General features: G+C 69.3%; 12 protein-coding genes, 2 tRNA genes and 1 other RNA gene. 8 read left to right on the top strand and 7 right to left on the bottom strand.

Going from position 1 to position 15,161, the window contains the following annotated elements; genetic code table 11:
• Nucleotides 1–32: 32 nt before the first annotated feature.
• Nucleotides 33–1,805: a DNA polymerase III subunit gamma/tau gene (gene dnaX, locus VI480_RS06820; protein ID WP_323672072.1), complete on the bottom strand. Its 1,773-nt coding sequence runs from the start codon at nucleotides 1,803–1,805 to the stop codon at nucleotides 33–35.
• 102 nt (nucleotides 1,806–1,907) lie between these two features.
• Here dnaX and ffs point away from each other — a divergent pair.
• From ffs to tadA, 4 genes are all read left to right on the top strand, one after another.
• Nucleotides 1,908–2,006: signal recognition particle sRNA small type (gene ffs, locus VI480_RS06825), an RNA gene on the top strand.
• A gap of 59 nt (nucleotides 2,007–2,065) precedes the next feature.
• Nucleotides 2,066–2,154, top strand: a tRNA-Ser gene (locus VI480_RS06830).
• Between the two features lie 19 nt (nucleotides 2,155–2,173).
• Nucleotides 2,174–3,172: a sterol desaturase family protein gene (locus VI480_RS06835; RefSeq protein WP_323672073.1), complete on the top strand. Its 999-nt coding sequence runs from the start codon at nucleotides 2,174–2,176 to the stop codon at nucleotides 3,170–3,172.
• A 55-nt stretch (nucleotides 3,173–3,227) separates the two neighbouring features.
• Nucleotides 3,228–3,674: a tRNA adenosine(34) deaminase TadA gene (tadA, locus tag VI480_RS06840; protein WP_323672074.1), complete on the top strand. Its 447-nt coding sequence runs from the start codon at nucleotides 3,228–3,230 to the stop codon at nucleotides 3,672–3,674.
• A gap of 42 nt (nucleotides 3,675–3,716) precedes the next feature.
• Here the strand turns inward: tadA and VI480_RS06845 are convergent.
• A tRNA-Ser gene (locus VI480_RS06845) sits at nucleotides 3,717–3,806 on the bottom strand.
• Between the two features lie 107 nt (nucleotides 3,807–3,913).
• Here VI480_RS06845 and xseA point away from each other — a divergent pair.
• From xseA to VI480_RS06865, 4 genes are all read left to right on the top strand, one after another.
• On the top strand, nucleotides 3,914–5,308 hold the full coding sequence (xseA, locus tag VI480_RS06850) for an exodeoxyribonuclease VII large subunit (protein WP_323672075.1): 1,395 nt from the start codon (nucleotides 3,914–3,916) through the stop codon (nucleotides 5,306–5,308).
• Nucleotides 5,309–5,314: 6 nt separating this feature from the next.
• Nucleotides 5,315–5,557: an exodeoxyribonuclease VII small subunit gene (gene xseB, locus VI480_RS06855; RefSeq protein ID WP_323672076.1), complete on the top strand. Its 243-nt coding sequence runs from the start codon at nucleotides 5,315–5,317 to the stop codon at nucleotides 5,555–5,557.
• A 282-nt stretch (nucleotides 5,558–5,839) separates the two neighbouring features.
• A complete protein-coding gene (locus VI480_RS06860; protein ID WP_323672077.1) occupies nucleotides 5,840–7,801 on the top strand; it encodes a S9 family peptidase in 1,962 nt (653 codons plus the stop codon).
• A 9-nt stretch (nucleotides 7,802–7,810) separates the two neighbouring features.
• Nucleotides 7,811–8,641 (top strand): SURF1 family protein, encoded by an 831-nt coding sequence (locus tag VI480_RS06865; RefSeq protein WP_323672078.1) that lies wholly within the window; start codon nucleotides 7,811–7,813, stop codon nucleotides 8,639–8,641.
• A gap of 123 nt (nucleotides 8,642–8,764) precedes the next feature.
• On the opposite strand, the gene VI480_RS06870 is transcribed toward VI480_RS06865, so the two are convergent.
• The 5 genes from VI480_RS06870 to VI480_RS06890 all read right to left on the bottom strand — a co-directional run bounded on the left by VI480_RS06870 (nucleotide 8,765) and on the right by VI480_RS06890 (nucleotide 15,135).
• The gene (locus tag VI480_RS06870) at nucleotides 8,765–9,919 is read right to left on the bottom strand and encodes a PatB family C-S lyase (RefSeq protein ID WP_323672079.1); all 1,155 of its coding nucleotides are present in this window, start codon (nucleotides 9,917–9,919) and stop codon (nucleotides 8,765–8,767) included.
• 32 nt (nucleotides 9,920–9,951) lie between these two features.
• Nucleotides 9,952–10,692: a sulfite exporter TauE/SafE family protein gene (locus VI480_RS06875; protein ID WP_323672080.1), complete on the bottom strand. Its 741-nt coding sequence runs from the start codon at nucleotides 10,690–10,692 to the stop codon at nucleotides 9,952–9,954.
• Between the two features lie 10 nt (nucleotides 10,693–10,702).
• Nucleotides 10,703–11,806 carry a chorismate synthase gene (aroC, locus tag VI480_RS06880; protein WP_323672081.1) on the bottom strand — a complete coding sequence of 368 codons (1,104 nt, stop codon included), beginning with the start codon at nucleotides 11,804–11,806 and terminating at the stop codon, nucleotides 10,703–10,705.
• Nucleotides 11,807–11,880: 74 nt separating this feature from the next.
• Nucleotides 11,881–12,807: a PAC2 family protein gene (locus tag VI480_RS06885; protein WP_323672082.1), complete on the bottom strand. Its 927-nt coding sequence runs from the start codon at nucleotides 12,805–12,807 to the stop codon at nucleotides 11,881–11,883.
• Nucleotides 12,808–12,855: 48 nt separating this feature from the next.
• Entirely contained in the window at nucleotides 12,856–15,135 is a 2,280-nt protein-coding gene (locus VI480_RS06890; protein ID WP_323672083.1) for a beta-propeller domain-containing protein, read from the bottom strand.
• Between the last annotated feature and the right edge of the window lie 26 nt (nucleotides 15,136–15,161).

Genomic DNA, 15,161 nt, shown 5'->3' on the forward strand with positions numbered 1-15,161 from the left:
ATGCGCACCTACCAGTTCGAGTCTCAAGGCTGTCAGTCCGCACTCTCGTCGTCGCGGACCACCACCGAGCCCGGGAAGCGATCCACGATCCGCTGCACCTTGTCCTCCTGCGAGGCTGTTGATGCGGTCGGGCCGCCGGCCGCGGTCTGTTGCGCGGCCGAGGATGAGGCGTCCTCGGTTGAGGTCGACGCCGCCGATTGCGGTGGCTCAGCGCTGGCCGGCACCGGCACACCGCCCGCGTCGCTCACCTCAAGACGCACAGTCTGGTCGAGCAATTCCGACAAGATGGGCTCCACCTCATTGCTTCTACGCCGGGCCTGAGCGAGGGGCACGCCTTCAGTCAGCCGGACGGTCACCACATTGCGCTCGTGGGCGAGAACGGTCGCGTCACGGAACAGGCCTGCTGCCACCGGACGCAGCTTCCCGACCACCAGGGGTTCCCACATGCGCTGGAGCGCGGCGGCCGACATCGCAGAGCCAGCGCTCGGTGCGGGCTCGGCCGTCCTGGGCGGCTGCGATGCTGCGTCGGGCGGCGCTACGGGGGGTGCGGGCGCGACAGCCGCCTCGACCGACGTGTCCGGCTGCCGTTCGGGAGGCACCGGCGCAGCAGCGGGTGGGGCATCCAGCGAGGGGGGCGCTGTGGTTGCGGCCATTGCTGCCCGGGCGGCAGCGGGGCCGGCGGTGGGGGGCGCTGGAGCACCGGCTCCGCCACGGGCTGGCGCAGAGGCGGGCGGCGCAGCCTCGGGCGCTCCAGCACCTAGCGCTTCGTCGGCGAGCAGGCCCACCAGCGCTGTCTCGAGAGTCAGGCGGCGGTCGGCCGATTGGGGCATCTGCGCCAGGGCGCTGCCGAGCGCCTCGAGTGCCCGCACGTTTCTGCGGCGGCCCATCACGTCGCTCAGCTCTCGCGCCGAGACGATGTCGGCTTGCGGCAGCTCAGCGGGCTCCACACTTGCGCCCACCAGGAACATGTCACGCAGGCGGCGTGCGGTGCGCTCGGCCAGATCACGGGCGTCGACGCCAGCGGCCGTGGCCTCGGCCACGGCGATGAGCGTCGCGGCCAGGTCGGCGCGTGCCAGCGCCTGCACCAGCGCGTTCACATCGGCGCGATCGTCGGGGATGCCGCCGGCCGCCAGCACCGTGTCGAGCGCCGAGAGCGCATCGCGCACCGACCCGGCACCCCGTTCGGTCACATAGTCGACGACGGCATCATCGACCGGCGCACCTGCCGCTTCGGCAATGGCTCGCACATGCGGCGCCATCTCGTCCGCACCCACCAGCGACAGCTCGTACTGCTGGGTGCGGCTGCGGATGGTGGGCAGCACCTTGTTCGGATCGGTGGTGGCCAAAATGAACACGACGTGCGACGGCGGTTCCTCCAAGGTCTTGAGCAGCGCATTGGACGCCGCCGCAGAGAGCATGTGCACCTCGTCGAGCAGGTACACCTTGCGACGCCCCGAGCTGACCAGGGCCGCTTTCTCGGTCATGTCGCGGATGTGGTTCACCGAGTTGTTGGACGCAGCGTCGAGCTCGATGAGGTCCATCGAGGTGCCCGCGGCAACGGCAATGCAGCTGTCGCAGATACCGCACGGTTCCCCGTCGCCGGTGAGCGCCTCGCAGTTGAGAGCCTTGGCCAGGATGCGAGCGGTGGAGGTCTTGCCGGTGCCGCGAGGACCGCTCAGCAGGTACGCGTGACCGACGCGGTCCTCGCGTACGGCGTTGCGCAAGGCCCGAACCAAGTGCGGCTGTCCGACCACCTCCGCAAACCGCTGAGGCCGGAACCTCCGGTAAAGCGACTGGTGCTGCATCTCGCGGCGATCCTAAGCAGTCCAGCCAGTTGCTGCGCCCGCTGGTTGGGCGGCCAAGCGCTCTGCGGTTATCGTTCGGATCGTGTCGCCGTCTGACGTGGCGGCCGGGTCCTGTGCGACGGCGACCCGTGAACCGAGTCAGGGCCGGGAGGCAGCAGCTCTCAGCGGACCTCGTTGTGTGCCGCAGATCGCCTGGCCGCCTCGCCAGACGGCGACACGCCTGCTTCGCAGGGATCGTCGTGCGATCCCTGCAACGGTACGGAGAGTTGCCAGAGTGGACGAATGGGCTCGCTTGGAAAGCGTGTGAGGCTTTCATCGGCCTCCGTGGGTTCGAATCCCACACTCTCCGCATGTCAGACTGAGCAGTGATGACCAGTTCCGGGCTGCCCACTCGGGACGCCAAGGGTTACGAGCCGGACCTGCCCATCTCGGTGTCCACGATCCTGGACTGGCCGCCGCGGCCGCTGGCGACGCTTCGGCACATCTCGTTGATGATGCTCCCGCAGGGAATGCTCTGGGTGGCGATGTCCGCGGTGGTGTGGAACTTCTTCACGCCTTCCATGGAGCGCATGGCCAGCCTGCACCCCAGGTGGATATTGGAGATCTACGTCCGCAACGCGGTGCTGTTCACGCTGGTCGCGGGGACGCTGCACGTTGCGCTGTACGTCCGGCGGGTGCAGCAGCAGCGCTACAAGTACAACCGCCAGTGGCTCAGCACCACCAACCGGGCGTTCCTGTGGAACAACCAGACCCGCGACAACATCTTCTGGTGCCTGGTCAGCGGTTGCGGCGTCTGGTCGGCATATGAGGCGCTCACCCTGTGGTTCTACGCCAACGACTGGATTCCGTCGGTGGAGTGGGGCACCTGGTGGCCCTACATCTGCGCGCTCACGGTGATCGCGTCGCTGTGGTCGGTGGTGCACTTCTATTGCATCCACCGGGTGCTGCACATGCGCTGGGTGTACGACCACGTGCACTACCTGCATCACCGCAACGTGAACACCGGGCCGTGGAGCGGGCTGTCGATGCACCCCGTCGAGCACATGATGTACCTCAGCATGATCGTGCTGTGGTGGGTGGTGCCCGCTCACCCCTTCATCCTGATCCTCACCCTGCTGTCCAACGCTGTGGCCACCTCGTTCTCGCACTCGGGATTCGAGCGATTCGAGATCGGCAAGCGCGAGGGGCCGACGATGGCCGGAGCCGACTACTTCCACCACCTGCACCATCGCTACTTCGAGTGCAATTACGGCAACCGGCCCGTGCCGCTGGACAAGCTGTTCGGCACCTTCCACGACGGCACACCCGAGGCCCACGCCCGGATGCGCGAGCGGGCGAAGAGGCGGCGGGGCATCACTGCCGCCTGAAACCGCTGCCCGACACTGCTGCCTGACGCCGCGCAGCAGCGGCCACACTGCTGGTGTGACGGACGAAACAGCCATCGAGTTGGCGTTGGAACAGGCCCGGCAGGCTGCGGCGGCGGGCGAGGTGCCGGTCGGCGCTGTGGTGATCGTCGACGGCGAGGTGATCGCTGCGCGCCACAACGAGCGCGAGGCCACCAACGATCCCACCGCGCACGCCGAGGTGCTGGCCCTGCGCGATGCCGCCGCGGCCATAGGCGACTGGCGGCTCAGCGGCGCAACCCTGGCGACGACGCTCGAACCATGCCCCATGTGCGCCGGGGCGTTGCTCGCGGCCCGGGTGCCCCGGGTGGTATTCGGGGCCTACGACCCCAAGGCAGGCGCCACGGCGACGCTCTACAACCTGCTTGTGGACCCGCGCTTCAACCACAACTCCGAGGTCGTGGGCGGTGTGCGCGAGGAGGAGTGCGGCGAGCTGCTCAGCGACTTCTTCGGCAGTTACCGCTGAGCGGTTGCTCGCTGCCACGCGGCGCTTGCCAGCGCCAGCAGATGGCGGAAGGTGTGGGATTCGAACCCACGGTGACCCGAAGGCCACAACGGTTTTCGAGACCGCCCCATTCGTCCGCTCTGGCAACCTTCCGCAGCGCACCCTATCGACGCCTGCGCGGCTGACCGCTCGGCTTGCAGCCCGGCTGGCGCGGCGTAATTCGGTCGCGACGCGGACGAATTCGTGACAGCCTCAGAGCCGTGAGCAGCGCTGTCGAAGGCACCAGGGCCGCGGCCGGAGACCCGGCAGGCCAGCCCGACGGCACGTGGTCGGTTTCGGACTTGACGGCCGCCGTCGGCGAGACGATCCAGCGGGCCTTTCCCGGCGAGGTCTGGGTGCGCGGCGAGATCATCGGCTACTCGGTGGCGGCGAGCGGCCACATCTACTTCAACCTCATCGAGCCCGGTTCCGGCAACGATCGCCGGGGCGCACGCATGCGGGTGGCGCTGTTCAAGGGGCGCCAGCGCCTGGTGAACCGCGACCTCGCTGCAGCAGGCGGTTTGACACTCGACGACGGCATCGAGGTGCGCATCCGCGCCGAAGTGGAGTACTACGCCGGCAGCGGGCAGGTGCAGCTCATCATGAGCGGTGTCGACCCGCACTTCACGCTCGGCGTGCTCGCAGCCGATCGCGAGCGGATCCTTGCCGAGCTTGCCGAATCGGGCCTGCTGCGACGCAATGCCGCTCTGCCACTGCCGCTGGTGCCGCTGCGCGTCGGGCTCGTCACGGCCGACGGCAGCGCGGCCCACGCCGACTTCGTCCATGAGCTCAGGGCCAGCGGGTACGCGTTCGAAGTGCTGCTGTGCGACGCCCGGGTGCAGGGCGTCACGGCCGAGGCCGACTTAGTGGCGGCGCTGCGCACGCTCGGGCGGGCCGAGGTCGATGTGATCGCTGTGGTGCGCGGCGGGGGCGACCGCACCGACCTGCTGGCGTTCGACCTCGCGAGCGTGGCGAAGGCCATCGCGCTGTGCCCGCTGCCGGTGTTCTGCGGGATCGGCCACGAGACCGACACGTCGGTGGCCGACCAAGCAGCGCACACGGCTGCCAAGACGCCGACCGCCTGCGCCGCCGCGCTCGTTGCCCATGTGGCTGGGTTCGACGAACGCCTGGCGACGGCACGGAGTGTGCTGCGCCTGCTGGCCGAACGCCGCCTCGCCCGCCCGCGGGCGTGGCTCGGCGAGGCCCGACTACGGCTGGGCCACCACACGCAGCGTCACTGCCGCACTGCAGCCGGCAAGCTCGCCGGCGCGCGCCGGTCGCTGCAGCGCAGTCATGCCCATGTGCAGCGCGGCACGGTGTCGCTCCGTGCCCTGCGACCCCGGCTGGAACGGGCCTCGGCGCGCCGCCTCGGCACCGCGAAGGCTCAGCTGCGTTCTGCATCGGCACTGGTGTCGGCAGTTGCGCCCGAGCGAACCTTGGCCCGGGGTTTCTCGATCACGCGAGCGGCCGACGGCAGCATCGTGCGTGACATGCCAGCCACTGGCGACACGATCGTCACCGAGACAGCCCGCGCCAGGTTCGCAAGCACGGTCAGTGCGGAGGCGAGCGCACCGGCCGGCAAACCGACAACCGAGACCACCGACCTGAGGGACTGAGAACCCATGACCGATGCTGTGACACATGACGGCGACCTCGGCGGCTACGCCGAGTCAATGGCCGAGCTCGAAACCATCCTGGCCAGCCTCGAGAACGACGATGTCGACATCGACACGCTGGCATCGAAGGTCGAACGAGCCTCGCTGCTGATCGCGCACTGCGAAGGGCGCCTGCGTGCCACTGAGCTGTCGCTGACAAGCATCCTCGCCCAGCACGATCCGGCCACCACGGTCGAGGAAGATTCCTGAGAAATGGCCATACGGGCATGTGTGGACCGAGGGAGTTGGTGGGCGCTCCCCCGGTCCACTGGCGCGTCACGGGCCGGTGGAAAACCCGGAGCGCACGCTCACGCCGCCGCGGAGTCTGCCCACTGCGAGTGACCGCGACGGCTCGTCTGAACCAATGAGGAACCTATGAGTTCGCCATCGAATTGTCAAGATGATGCGGCCCGATACCCCAGTAACACCGGGGATTTTCTGCATGGTGCGTGGCCGTCGCCGCTGCAGGCGGCCGATGTTGCCGCAGGTGCTGTGCGACGGACCGAGCCGCGCATAGCCGGCGCATGGGCCTACTGGGTCGAAGAGCGACCCCTCGACCACGGGCGAGGTTCCGTGGTGCGGGTGCGACTCGACGAGCCCGGTGCAGGGCCCGTCGACGTTCCCCACTCCGCGGAGGCAGACATCCGCACTGCCGTCCACGAATACGGCGGCGGCGCCTGGCTGCCGTTCGAAGCAGCCGACGGCAGCCACTTCGTGCTGGCCAGCTGCATGAGCGACCACCGGGTGCGGCTGTTCGACGCGACGGGAGCGGCCGCGCCGCGTGCGGTGACGCCAGAACCGGACATCCCGCGGGGGCTGCGATACGCCGACCCCGCGCTGGTGCCCGCACCGCCCGGCAGTCCCGGCGGCGCGGCCGTCAGCCCGGTCAGCGTATGGGTGCGCGAATCCCATGACGGCACCGGGAACGAGCCGCGCAATGAGCTGGTCGCGATCCACCTCGACGGGACGGTCAGCGTGGTGGCCACCGGCGCCGACTTCTACTCGTCGCCACGACCGTCACCCGATGGCAGCGCACTGGCCTACCTGAGCTGGGATCACCCCAACATGCCGTGGGACCATGTGCGCCTGCACCTGGTGGACCTGGACGGCGGCATGGCGGTGCCAGGGACCGACCGGGTACTGGTCGACGGCCCCGCCCTGAGCCAACCGGCCTGGAGCCCCGACGGCGAGCTGCACACCGTCACCGATGTCCACGGCTGGTGGTCGATCCACCGCGTCGATACCGAGACGGGTGCCACCGAATCAATGCTCGGCGACGCAGCGGCCGGCGGGGAGCACGGCCGCGAGTTCGGCGTGCCGGCATGGGTCTTCGCGCAGGCCACCTACGGCTGGAGCATCGACGGAATGCTGTGGTGCACCTGGACCTCAGGCGGTGTCGGCCACCTGGGCATCATCCGCGACGGGCAGCTGGAGGAGATTCCGAGCGGGTTCACCGACTTCGGTCGCCTGGTGGTCACGGCCGGCGGATCGGTCGTCACCGTGGCGGCCGGCTGGACCCGTCGCGCAGCTGTCATGGAGATCGCATCCGACGGAACCCACCGCCAGCTCAGCGCGAGCGAACCATCAGCACTCGAGCCCAGCGATGTGTCGGTCCCCGAGCCATTCACCTTCGACAGCAACGAGGGACGCCAAGCTCACGCGTTCTTCTTCCCGCCTGCCAACTCAGCCGTGACCGCACAGCCTGACGATCCACCGCCGCTCATGGTGCTCAGCCACGGCGGGCCCACCGGCTCGGCCCGCAGCTCGCTCGACCTGGGCATCCAGTACTGGACCACCCGCGGCATTGCCGTGGTGGACGTGAACTATGGCGGCAGCACCGGATACGGCACCGCCTTCCGCAACCTGCTGCGGGGCCAGTGGGGAGTCGTCGACACGCAGGACTGCATCGCCGCGGCACTCCACCTGGCCGCCGCGGGTGCTGCGGACTCCCAGCGCTTGGTCATCAAGGGCGGCTCGGCCGGCGGCTACACCACGCTGTGCGCGCTGACCGGCAGCGACGTGTTCGCCGCCGGCATCTCCCGCTACGGGGTCGCCGATCTCGAGGCCCTCGCCCGCGACACCCACAAGTTCGAGGCCCGGTATCTCGACGGACTCATCGGTCCCTGGCCCGAGCAGGCCGACCTGTACCGGGAGCGATCGCCCATCTGGCGAACCGACCAGCTGCGGACGCCGATGATCGTGCTGCAGGGCACCGAGGACCGGGTGGTGCCCCAGAGCCAGTCCGAACAGGTTGTGGCGGCCTTGGCAGATGCGGGCGTGCCGCACGCCTACCTGCTGTTCGAGGGCGAGGGGCACGGCTTCCGGCGCGGGCCCAACATTGTGGCGGCGCTCGAAGCCGAGCTGTCCTTCCTCGGCCAGGTGCTGGGCTTCGAGCCAGCAGGCGACATCGCCCGCGTCGAGGTGCGCGGCGGTCGTCAGCAGCAGCCCCAATAGGTTCAGGCCGTGTACAGCTTCGCCCGGAAGCCGATCTGGCTGGCCGGCCACGCACTTGCCGCCAGCCTGCTGGTGATCTTCGTGATCGCCGGCTTCTGGCAGCTCAGCCGCCACAACGAAGTGAGCGACCGCAACGCCGCTGTCGCCGAGCGAACGGAGATGCCACCGCTCGACGCCGACCGCTTCTTCGACGCCGTTAACGACGCTGATCTCCCAGACGAGCTCGAACACCGATTGGTGACCCTGCAGGTGGAGCGCTTCGACTGGCAAGACAGCGTGCTGATCCGCAACCGCAGTCTCAACGGCCAGGCCGGTTGCCACATTGCTCTGCCGGCGGCGGCAACATCCCGTGACAACTCTGAGCCATTCGGCGTGCTTCTCACGGCAGGGTGGTTGCCTCAGCGGGCCTGTGCAGCGTGGCTCGAAGGCCAGGTCGGCGTCGTCGGATCCCGGCTCGGGCCAACCAGCCAGATCACTGGCCGCGTCCGCGTCAGCCAGGAGCGAGGCCTGCTCGGACCGTCCGACCCAGCTCAAGGACGGCTGGATTCGCTCGCGAGGACAGACGTCGAACGCATCGATCAGCAGACCACGCTCGACCTCGTACCGGTGTATCTCGAGCTCGTCAGCGCACGGCGCGCTAGCGGCTCGCGGATCAAACTCGGAGCGAACATGCCCGGTCTTGCGGTGCCCCAGCCCCTGCCGCCGGAGCTCGACGCCGGACCGCACCTCGGCTACACGTTCCAGTGGTTCAGCTTCGCCGCCGTAGCCATTGTCGGCTACACGCTCGTGCTCCGCCACCAAGCCCGCAAAGGCGACTCCGAGCAGATCGCCGACGACTGAGCGCATGCACGGTACGGCACCCACGTCATAGCGGCGGAGGCGGCAGGAGAATCGGCGACGTTGCGACCAGCCGGATTGCTGGTCGCCGAGGGTCCTGCCGCCTCCGCCGCGGGCGAGCGCTGCCTAGCGGCCGATGGCTTTGGCCATGCGAGCGGTGGCCTCATCGAGCATGGCCGGGGAGGTGGCGAAGTTCAGCCGCACATGGCCCGCGCCCTCGGGCCCGAAGTCCAGCCCGGAGTTCAAGTACACGCGACCCCGCCCCAGAAACACCGAAGCGGGATCGTCGCCCAGGCCCAGTTCGCGGCAGTCCATCCACGCCAGGTAGGTGGCATCGGGCGGCCGGCACTGCACCTCGGGCAACCGCTCATCCAGCAGCTCCGCCAGCAGGCGGCGATTGCTGTCCAAGCCGGCCACCAGCTCGTCCAGCCAGTCGAGCGCCTCGGTCCAGCCGGCAATGGTGGCGACCTGCCCGAGGATCCCGATGCCGCCGATCAGCCGCTTGGGGATCTTCTTGACAATCGGGCCGTAGCGCGACGACGCCGAATGCAGGAACGCCATGCGCAGGCCCGCCATGTTGAACGACTTCGTGGCAGCGGTGACGGTGACGGTCCGCTCCGAGGCCAGCTCGCTGACCGAAGCCACCGGGAGGTGCCGGCGGGGCGCATACACCAAGTCGCAGTGGATCTCGTCGGAGATCACCACCAGGTCGTGGCGCTCGGCAATGTCGATCACCGCAGCGATGTCGTCGGCGTCGAGCACCATGCCGCACGGGTTGTGCGGCTGGCACAGGATCACCGCGGTCACATCGGGCGCCGAAGCCACCGATTCGAAGTGGTCGAGGTCGAGCCGCCAGCCGTCGTCGTGGCGGATGAGCGGATTGGGTACCACCCGGCGCCCGTGCCCCTCGACGCTGGAGAAGAACGGCGGGTAGGCGGGCGTCTGGAAGATGACGCCGTCGCCGGGCTCGGTGCAGTAGGTGATGGCCAGCTCCAAGCCCTGGATCACGTCGTGCACCCGCACGACGTCGAGCGGGTCGACCTGCCAGCCGAACGCCTCGCTCATGCGCTTGGCGAAGACCCGCAGCACGGGGATCGGCTGGTCGTAGAAGTCGTAGCCCAGGCCGCCCGAGTCGATGCGCTCGCGCACGGCGTCGAGCACGACTGCGGGCAGCTCCACGTCCATGTCGGCGACCCATGCCGCCAGCACGTCCGGGCCTTCGCGTCCCCACTTGATGCCGGGGCGGTTCCGAACCCGTTCAGCGTCCAGTTCGAATATCACGGCGTGACCCTACGCGCCCAGCCGTCAGGTTCTCAGTACAGGCCGATCATGCGGCCGGCGAGGCCGAGGACTGCGACGGCCAGGACCGGGCGGATCAGCCGCTCGCCGATGCGCACCGCCCAGCGCGCACCGAGCCAGCCGCCCACGGCGAAACCCGCCGCCACGATCAGGGCGAAGCCCCAGTGCACCTGGTCGTTCAAAATGAACACCGGCACCGCGACGACCGTCAGCACGGCGATCACCACCACCTTGACCGCGTTGGCGTTCACCAAGTCGAGCCCGGCGTGCGACAGCGCCAACACCAGCACGAGCCCCACGCCGGCCTGAAACGCACCGCCATAGGCACCGATCAGGAAGAACACCACTACGGTCAGCCACATCGGCCAGGTGATGTGCTCGCTGCGGGCCTTGGGAGGCTTCAGGCTGAGGATCAGCAGCGGCACCATCAAGATGCCGAAGACGCGTTCGAAGGCCGTGTCGCTCAGCAGGCTCGAGACCGCATAGGCGCCGATCACCGAGCCCACTACGGCCGGGATGAGCACGGGCACCGAGCGGCGCAACCCCGAGACGCCTTCGGAGCGGTAGCCCGCCACCGACGCCACATTCTGGACCACGACGCCGATCCGGTTGGTTCCGTTCGCCGTCAGCCCGCCGAGATCGCCGACCACCGTGAGCAAGCTGACCGTCAGCAGCGAGCCGCCGCCTGCCATTGCGTTCACCACGCCGGCAACCACGCCCGCGCCCGCGACGAGCGCGATCTGGGCGGCGTCCATCGGCGCTCCGTCAGCCAGAAGATGGTGGCGCGGCGAGCTGGGTGGTCTGCTGGCGCAGCAGGTGGTCGGCCAGCACCAAGCAGACCATGGCCTCGACCATCGGCACCGCCCGCGGCAGCACGCACGGATCGTGCCGGCCCCGAGCGGCCAGCACGGTCGCTTCGTTGGCGTTCGTGACCGTCTTCTGCTCGGAGGCAATCGTGGCCGTGGGCTTGAAGGCCACGCGCAGCACGATGTCGGCACCGTTGCTGATGCCACCCTGGATGCCGCCGCTGCGGTTGGTCACGGCGACCGGCCGTCCGTCGGGGCCGGGCGCGAATTCATCATTGTGCGTGCGACCGGTCATCAGCGTGCCGGCGAAGCCGCTGCCGATCTCCATGCCCTTGGCAGCCGGCAGCGACATCACCGCGCCGGCAAGCTCAGCGTCGAGCTTGTCGAAGACCGGTTCGCCCAAGCCCGGCGGCACGCCACGCGCCACGCAGGCCACCACGCCTCCCAGCGAGTTGCCGTCGTGGCGGGCAGCGTCGATGGCTTCGGTGATGCGGGCTGCGGCGGCGGGATCAGGGCAACGGGTCGGGTCGGCCTCGACGTCGTCGCGGGTCAGCTCCGCGGGATCGACGTCGGCAGTGATGTCGCGCACCGAGCTGACCCAGCCCAGCACCTCCACCCCGACCGTTGCCAGGATCTTGCGAGCCACCGCGCCCGCCGCAACCCGGCCGACGGTCTCACGGGCCGATGCACGCCCGCCCCCTTGCCAGTTGCGGATGCCGTACTTGGCCTCGGTGGTGTAGTCGGCGTGGCTCGGCCGGTACTTGGTGGCCATTTCGGAATATGCGCCAGGCCGAGCATCGGTGTTGGCCACGGTCATGCCGATCGGCGTGCCCAGCGTGAGTCCCTCGAAGACTCCCGAGTGGATCGTCACCCGGTCGGCCTCCTGGCGCTGGGTGACGATGCGGCTCTGGCCGGGACGGCGGCGGTCGAGATCGACCTGCACATCGGCTTCGCTCAACTCGATGCGCGCCGGGCAGCCGTCGATGATCACCCCCAGCGCCCCGCCATGCGATTCGCCGAACGTGGTGACCGCGAAGCGCTCCCCGAACGTGCTGCCGCCCATGTCAGAACCCTACGACGGCAACTGCGCGCCAACGGCGGCATTTTGCGAATTCTGCGACCGGCGGGCCGCTGCGCTCAGTCTCGATTGTCGGGCGCTGTCTCGTCCGGGGGCGTCTCGCCGGGCGGCGACTCGCGCTGCTCGGCCAGGAACTTCTGGAATTCCAGCGCGATGTCGTCGCCGCTCGGCAGGTTCTCCTCCGCAGTGCGGTCTGCTTCGGATTCGAGCTGCCGGATATACGCCACGATCTCGGGATCTCGCGCTACCGCCTCATCGACCCGCTGCTCCCACGTCTGCACGCTGCTGTCCAGCTCGCGGTACCCGGTCCGCACGCCGGTGACGGTCTCGAAATGGGCCAGCAGTGCCCGCGTGCCCTTGGGATTCGGCGGGCCCGCGACGTAATGGGGCACCCCCACGCGCAGCGACACCACAGGAAACGCAGCCCGGTCCAGCACGTCGTGCAGCGTGCCGATGATGCCGGTGGGGCCCTGGTAGGTGGGGCTGTCGAGGCCCAGGCGAGCGGCCAGCTCCCCGTTGGCGGCGCTGCCCTTGACCGAGGCGGTCCGCGAGTGGGCCACGCCCGCGACCATGGCCCCGAGCGTCACCACCATCTGGCAGCCGAGTCCACGGGCGATCTCCGCCACTCCCTCGCAGAACGTGCGCCAGCGCATCCGCGGCTCGATGCCCGACAGCAGCACGAGGTCGTGCGGCGGGGCAGCCGGCACGACGTGGCACTCGATCTCCGGCCAGCGGATGCGTCGCTCCCCGTCGGCAGCGATCTCGATGTGCGGGCGGCTCTCCTGGAAGTCGAAGAACTCCTCGGGGTCGATATGGCAGACCCGCCGTGCCTCGCTTCGCTCACGGATCCACGTGAGCGCGCCAGTGGCGCATTCGCCGGCGTCGAACCAGCCCTCGAACGCCACCAGCAGGAGCGGGTTGTGCAGGTTCGGCGCACCGTCCCACACGACGATCGGTTGCTCTGATGGATCTTCGGCCCCGGTCACGGCCTCACTATGGCCGATGCGTGCGCAGATCGCGCCCGGATTTGTCGGTCAGCGCGCCCAGGTGAGCAGCGAAGCACGCTCCAGCGAGTCCAGCCAGACCGATTCGAGTGCCTTGTGCGATGCGAGGTAGAGCCGGTCACCGACCACGGCGCTGGCGGTTACCTGCGCCTGCCAGTCGGTGTCGAACCAGCAGTAGCGCTCCCACGGGCCGGGCTCTTCGGTGCCATCAGGTCGGACCAGGATCTCCCGCGACTCGCGGCACTTGCGCACCGGCGGGTCGGCGTGGCTGAGGCGTGCTCGCTCGGTGAGCTCCGCGCCTGCCGTGCCCAGTGCCACGGCGCCGAGGAACGGGGGCTCGCTGCCGCTGTCGTCGAACGGGTACTGGTTCAGCGGCAGCACGGCCAGTTCGCTCGGCTGCCAATGCAGGAAGGCGAGCGCGTTGAACTCCACCTGGCTGTGGCCGCCCGGCGCGGTCCACTGTGCGATGCGCTCCGGCCGGTCCAGGTCGGCGATGTCGAACAGCGAGACCTGGGTGCCCACGGTGAAGCCCTCCTCGGTGGCTTCCTGGCCGACGCCGAGCAGCAGGTCGTCGCCGAGCGGATGGAGATACGCCGAGTAGCCCGTGATCTTCAGCTCGCCGCGCACGGCGGGCGCGGTCGGGTCGGACAGGTCGAGCAGGTACAACGGATCGATCTGGCGGAACGTCACGACCGCGGCGACCTCGCCCAGATACCGCACTGCGTAGATTCGCTCGCCCACACCGAGCCCGTCGACGCGGCCGACCTCTGCGAGGCCGTCGGGTCCGGCCGCGAGCACCGTCACGAGGCTCTCCGATTCGGGGGCGACCTCTGCGCGCCAGGTCCACCACGGCTGGGCGGTGGTGGTCGCGATGCGCAGATGGCCCTCGTGCTCAGACATCGAGTACTGGTTCAGCACCGTGCCCGTCACAGACGCCGAGCCGACGTAGGTGCTCGTGGCTCGCCCGCTGGTGTCGAACATGTGAATCTCGGTCTCGACGGGTGCGCCGTCGCCGGGACCTGCCGGCTCGACGCCCCAGTCGTGCCAGCGCGTCGTGGTCACGTAAAGGTGATCGTGCGAGGCGTACACCGTGCTGCCGTCGGACATGATCGTCGTGGTGTCCATCGCCCCGGCCAGACCGTCGGCAGCAATGTCGATGGTGGTGACGCTGAGCGTGCCCGGGCCTGCGTAGTGCGGGGGTGCCCAGACGCGACCGCAATCGACGAGGCGCCCGCCTGCGACGGCCGTGCCGGAGGCGTCGTTCAAGACGAAGCGCGGCAGCCAGTCGTCGAGCGTGGTGCCGGCGATGAGATCACGGTTGATCCCAGCCGACCGTTCCTGCGCGCCGAGGTCGGCCGTTTCGGGGGTGGCCCAGTGAATCGCACGGGGGCGTGAGGTGGTGACCACTCGCACCACGCCATCGGTCAGGCGAGCACCGATGTAGTTGCCTTCGATGTCCAGCCGTCCGGTGACCCGCGGAGTGGAGCTGCTCAGATCGATCTCGACGACCTCGGTCGTGGGTCCCCAGCTCGGTGCCGGTTCGGTGCCGCTGGTCTCGCCGCCCGGCTCGACGAACGGCACGACGATGTCCCACTGCGAGGCGAACACGAGCACACGGTCGCCGTGCAGTAGCAGGTTCGAAACCCAGTGGTCGTCGAGCTGGACAGAAGCGACCAGTGTCGGCTCGGGGCCCGTCACGTCCACCACGTGCACGCGGTTCTCGCTCGCCACCACCATGCGCCGGCCGTCGGTCTTGAGGACGTGGGGCTCGTCGATTCCCGCTTCCTGCACGTTGGACGTGCTGTAGTCGACCCCCGGTTGCGCCGAGACGGCTCCGGCCCCCGCCGAGTCATCGGCAGCCGCCTCAGCCTCCAGCACCTCGCCCCCGAAGCCGAAGTCGCCGCCCAGGCCCCACGGGCCCACAGCCGCAGCCGCGTGCTCCTGGACATAGCTGAGCACGGCATCGCACTCGTCGAATTGGCGCAACGCCGCTGCCGCCACCGCGGCGCCGGCCTCATCGGTGCCGGGCTCATCGCCGCTTGGTGTCTCTTCAGAGAGGTCGTCGCCGGCAGGCTCATCGGGGGCGGAAGCCGGGTCGTCGTCGGTCCCGGCACGGGCCGTGTCAGACGAGTCAGGGTCAGGCTCGGGGTCGTCCGCGTTGTCAGTCGGCGTGGGTTCGGCGGTGTCCGGTACCGGCTCGTCGACGGCACCGTCACTCGGGTCGCTGGCGCAAGCTGCGGCCAGCAGGCTCACAGCAGCCAGCACCGCGAGCGCCCGTCCGGTTCTGTTGCGCTTGGGTGGGTTCGTCATCAATTCACACGACGCCACGCGCCCCT

The organism is Candidatus Poriferisodalis multihospitum, assembly GCF_028283155.1.
Classification (GTDB): Bacteria; Actinomycetota; Acidimicrobiia; order Acidimicrobiales; family Poriferisodalaceae; genus Poriferisodalis; species Poriferisodalis multihospitum.

What these genes read in the sequence shown, in the direction of transcription:
- dnaX (WP_323672072.1), bottom strand. Translation starts at nt 1,805, where the DNA reads ATGCAGCACCAGTCGCTTTACCGGAGGTTCCGGCCTCAGCGGTTTGCG.
- VI480_RS06835 (WP_323672073.1), top strand. Translation starts at nt 2,174, where the DNA reads ATGACCAGTTCCGGGCTGCCCACTCGGGACGCCAAGGGTTACGAGCCG.
- xseB (WP_323672076.1), top strand. Translation starts at nt 5,315, where the DNA reads ATGACCGATGCTGTGACACATGACGGCGACCTCGGCGGCTACGCCGAG.
- VI480_RS06875 (WP_323672080.1), bottom strand. Translation starts at nt 10,692, where the DNA reads ATGGACGCCGCCCAGATCGCGCTCGTCGCGGGCGCGGGCGTGGTTGCC.
- aroC (WP_323672081.1), bottom strand. Translation starts at nt 11,806, where the DNA reads ATGGGCGGCAGCACGTTCGGGGAGCGCTTCGCGGTCACCACGTTCGGC.
- VI480_RS06890 (WP_323672083.1), bottom strand. Translation starts at nt 15,135, where the DNA reads ATGACGAACCCACCCAAGCGCAACAGAACCGGACGGGCGCTCGCGGTG.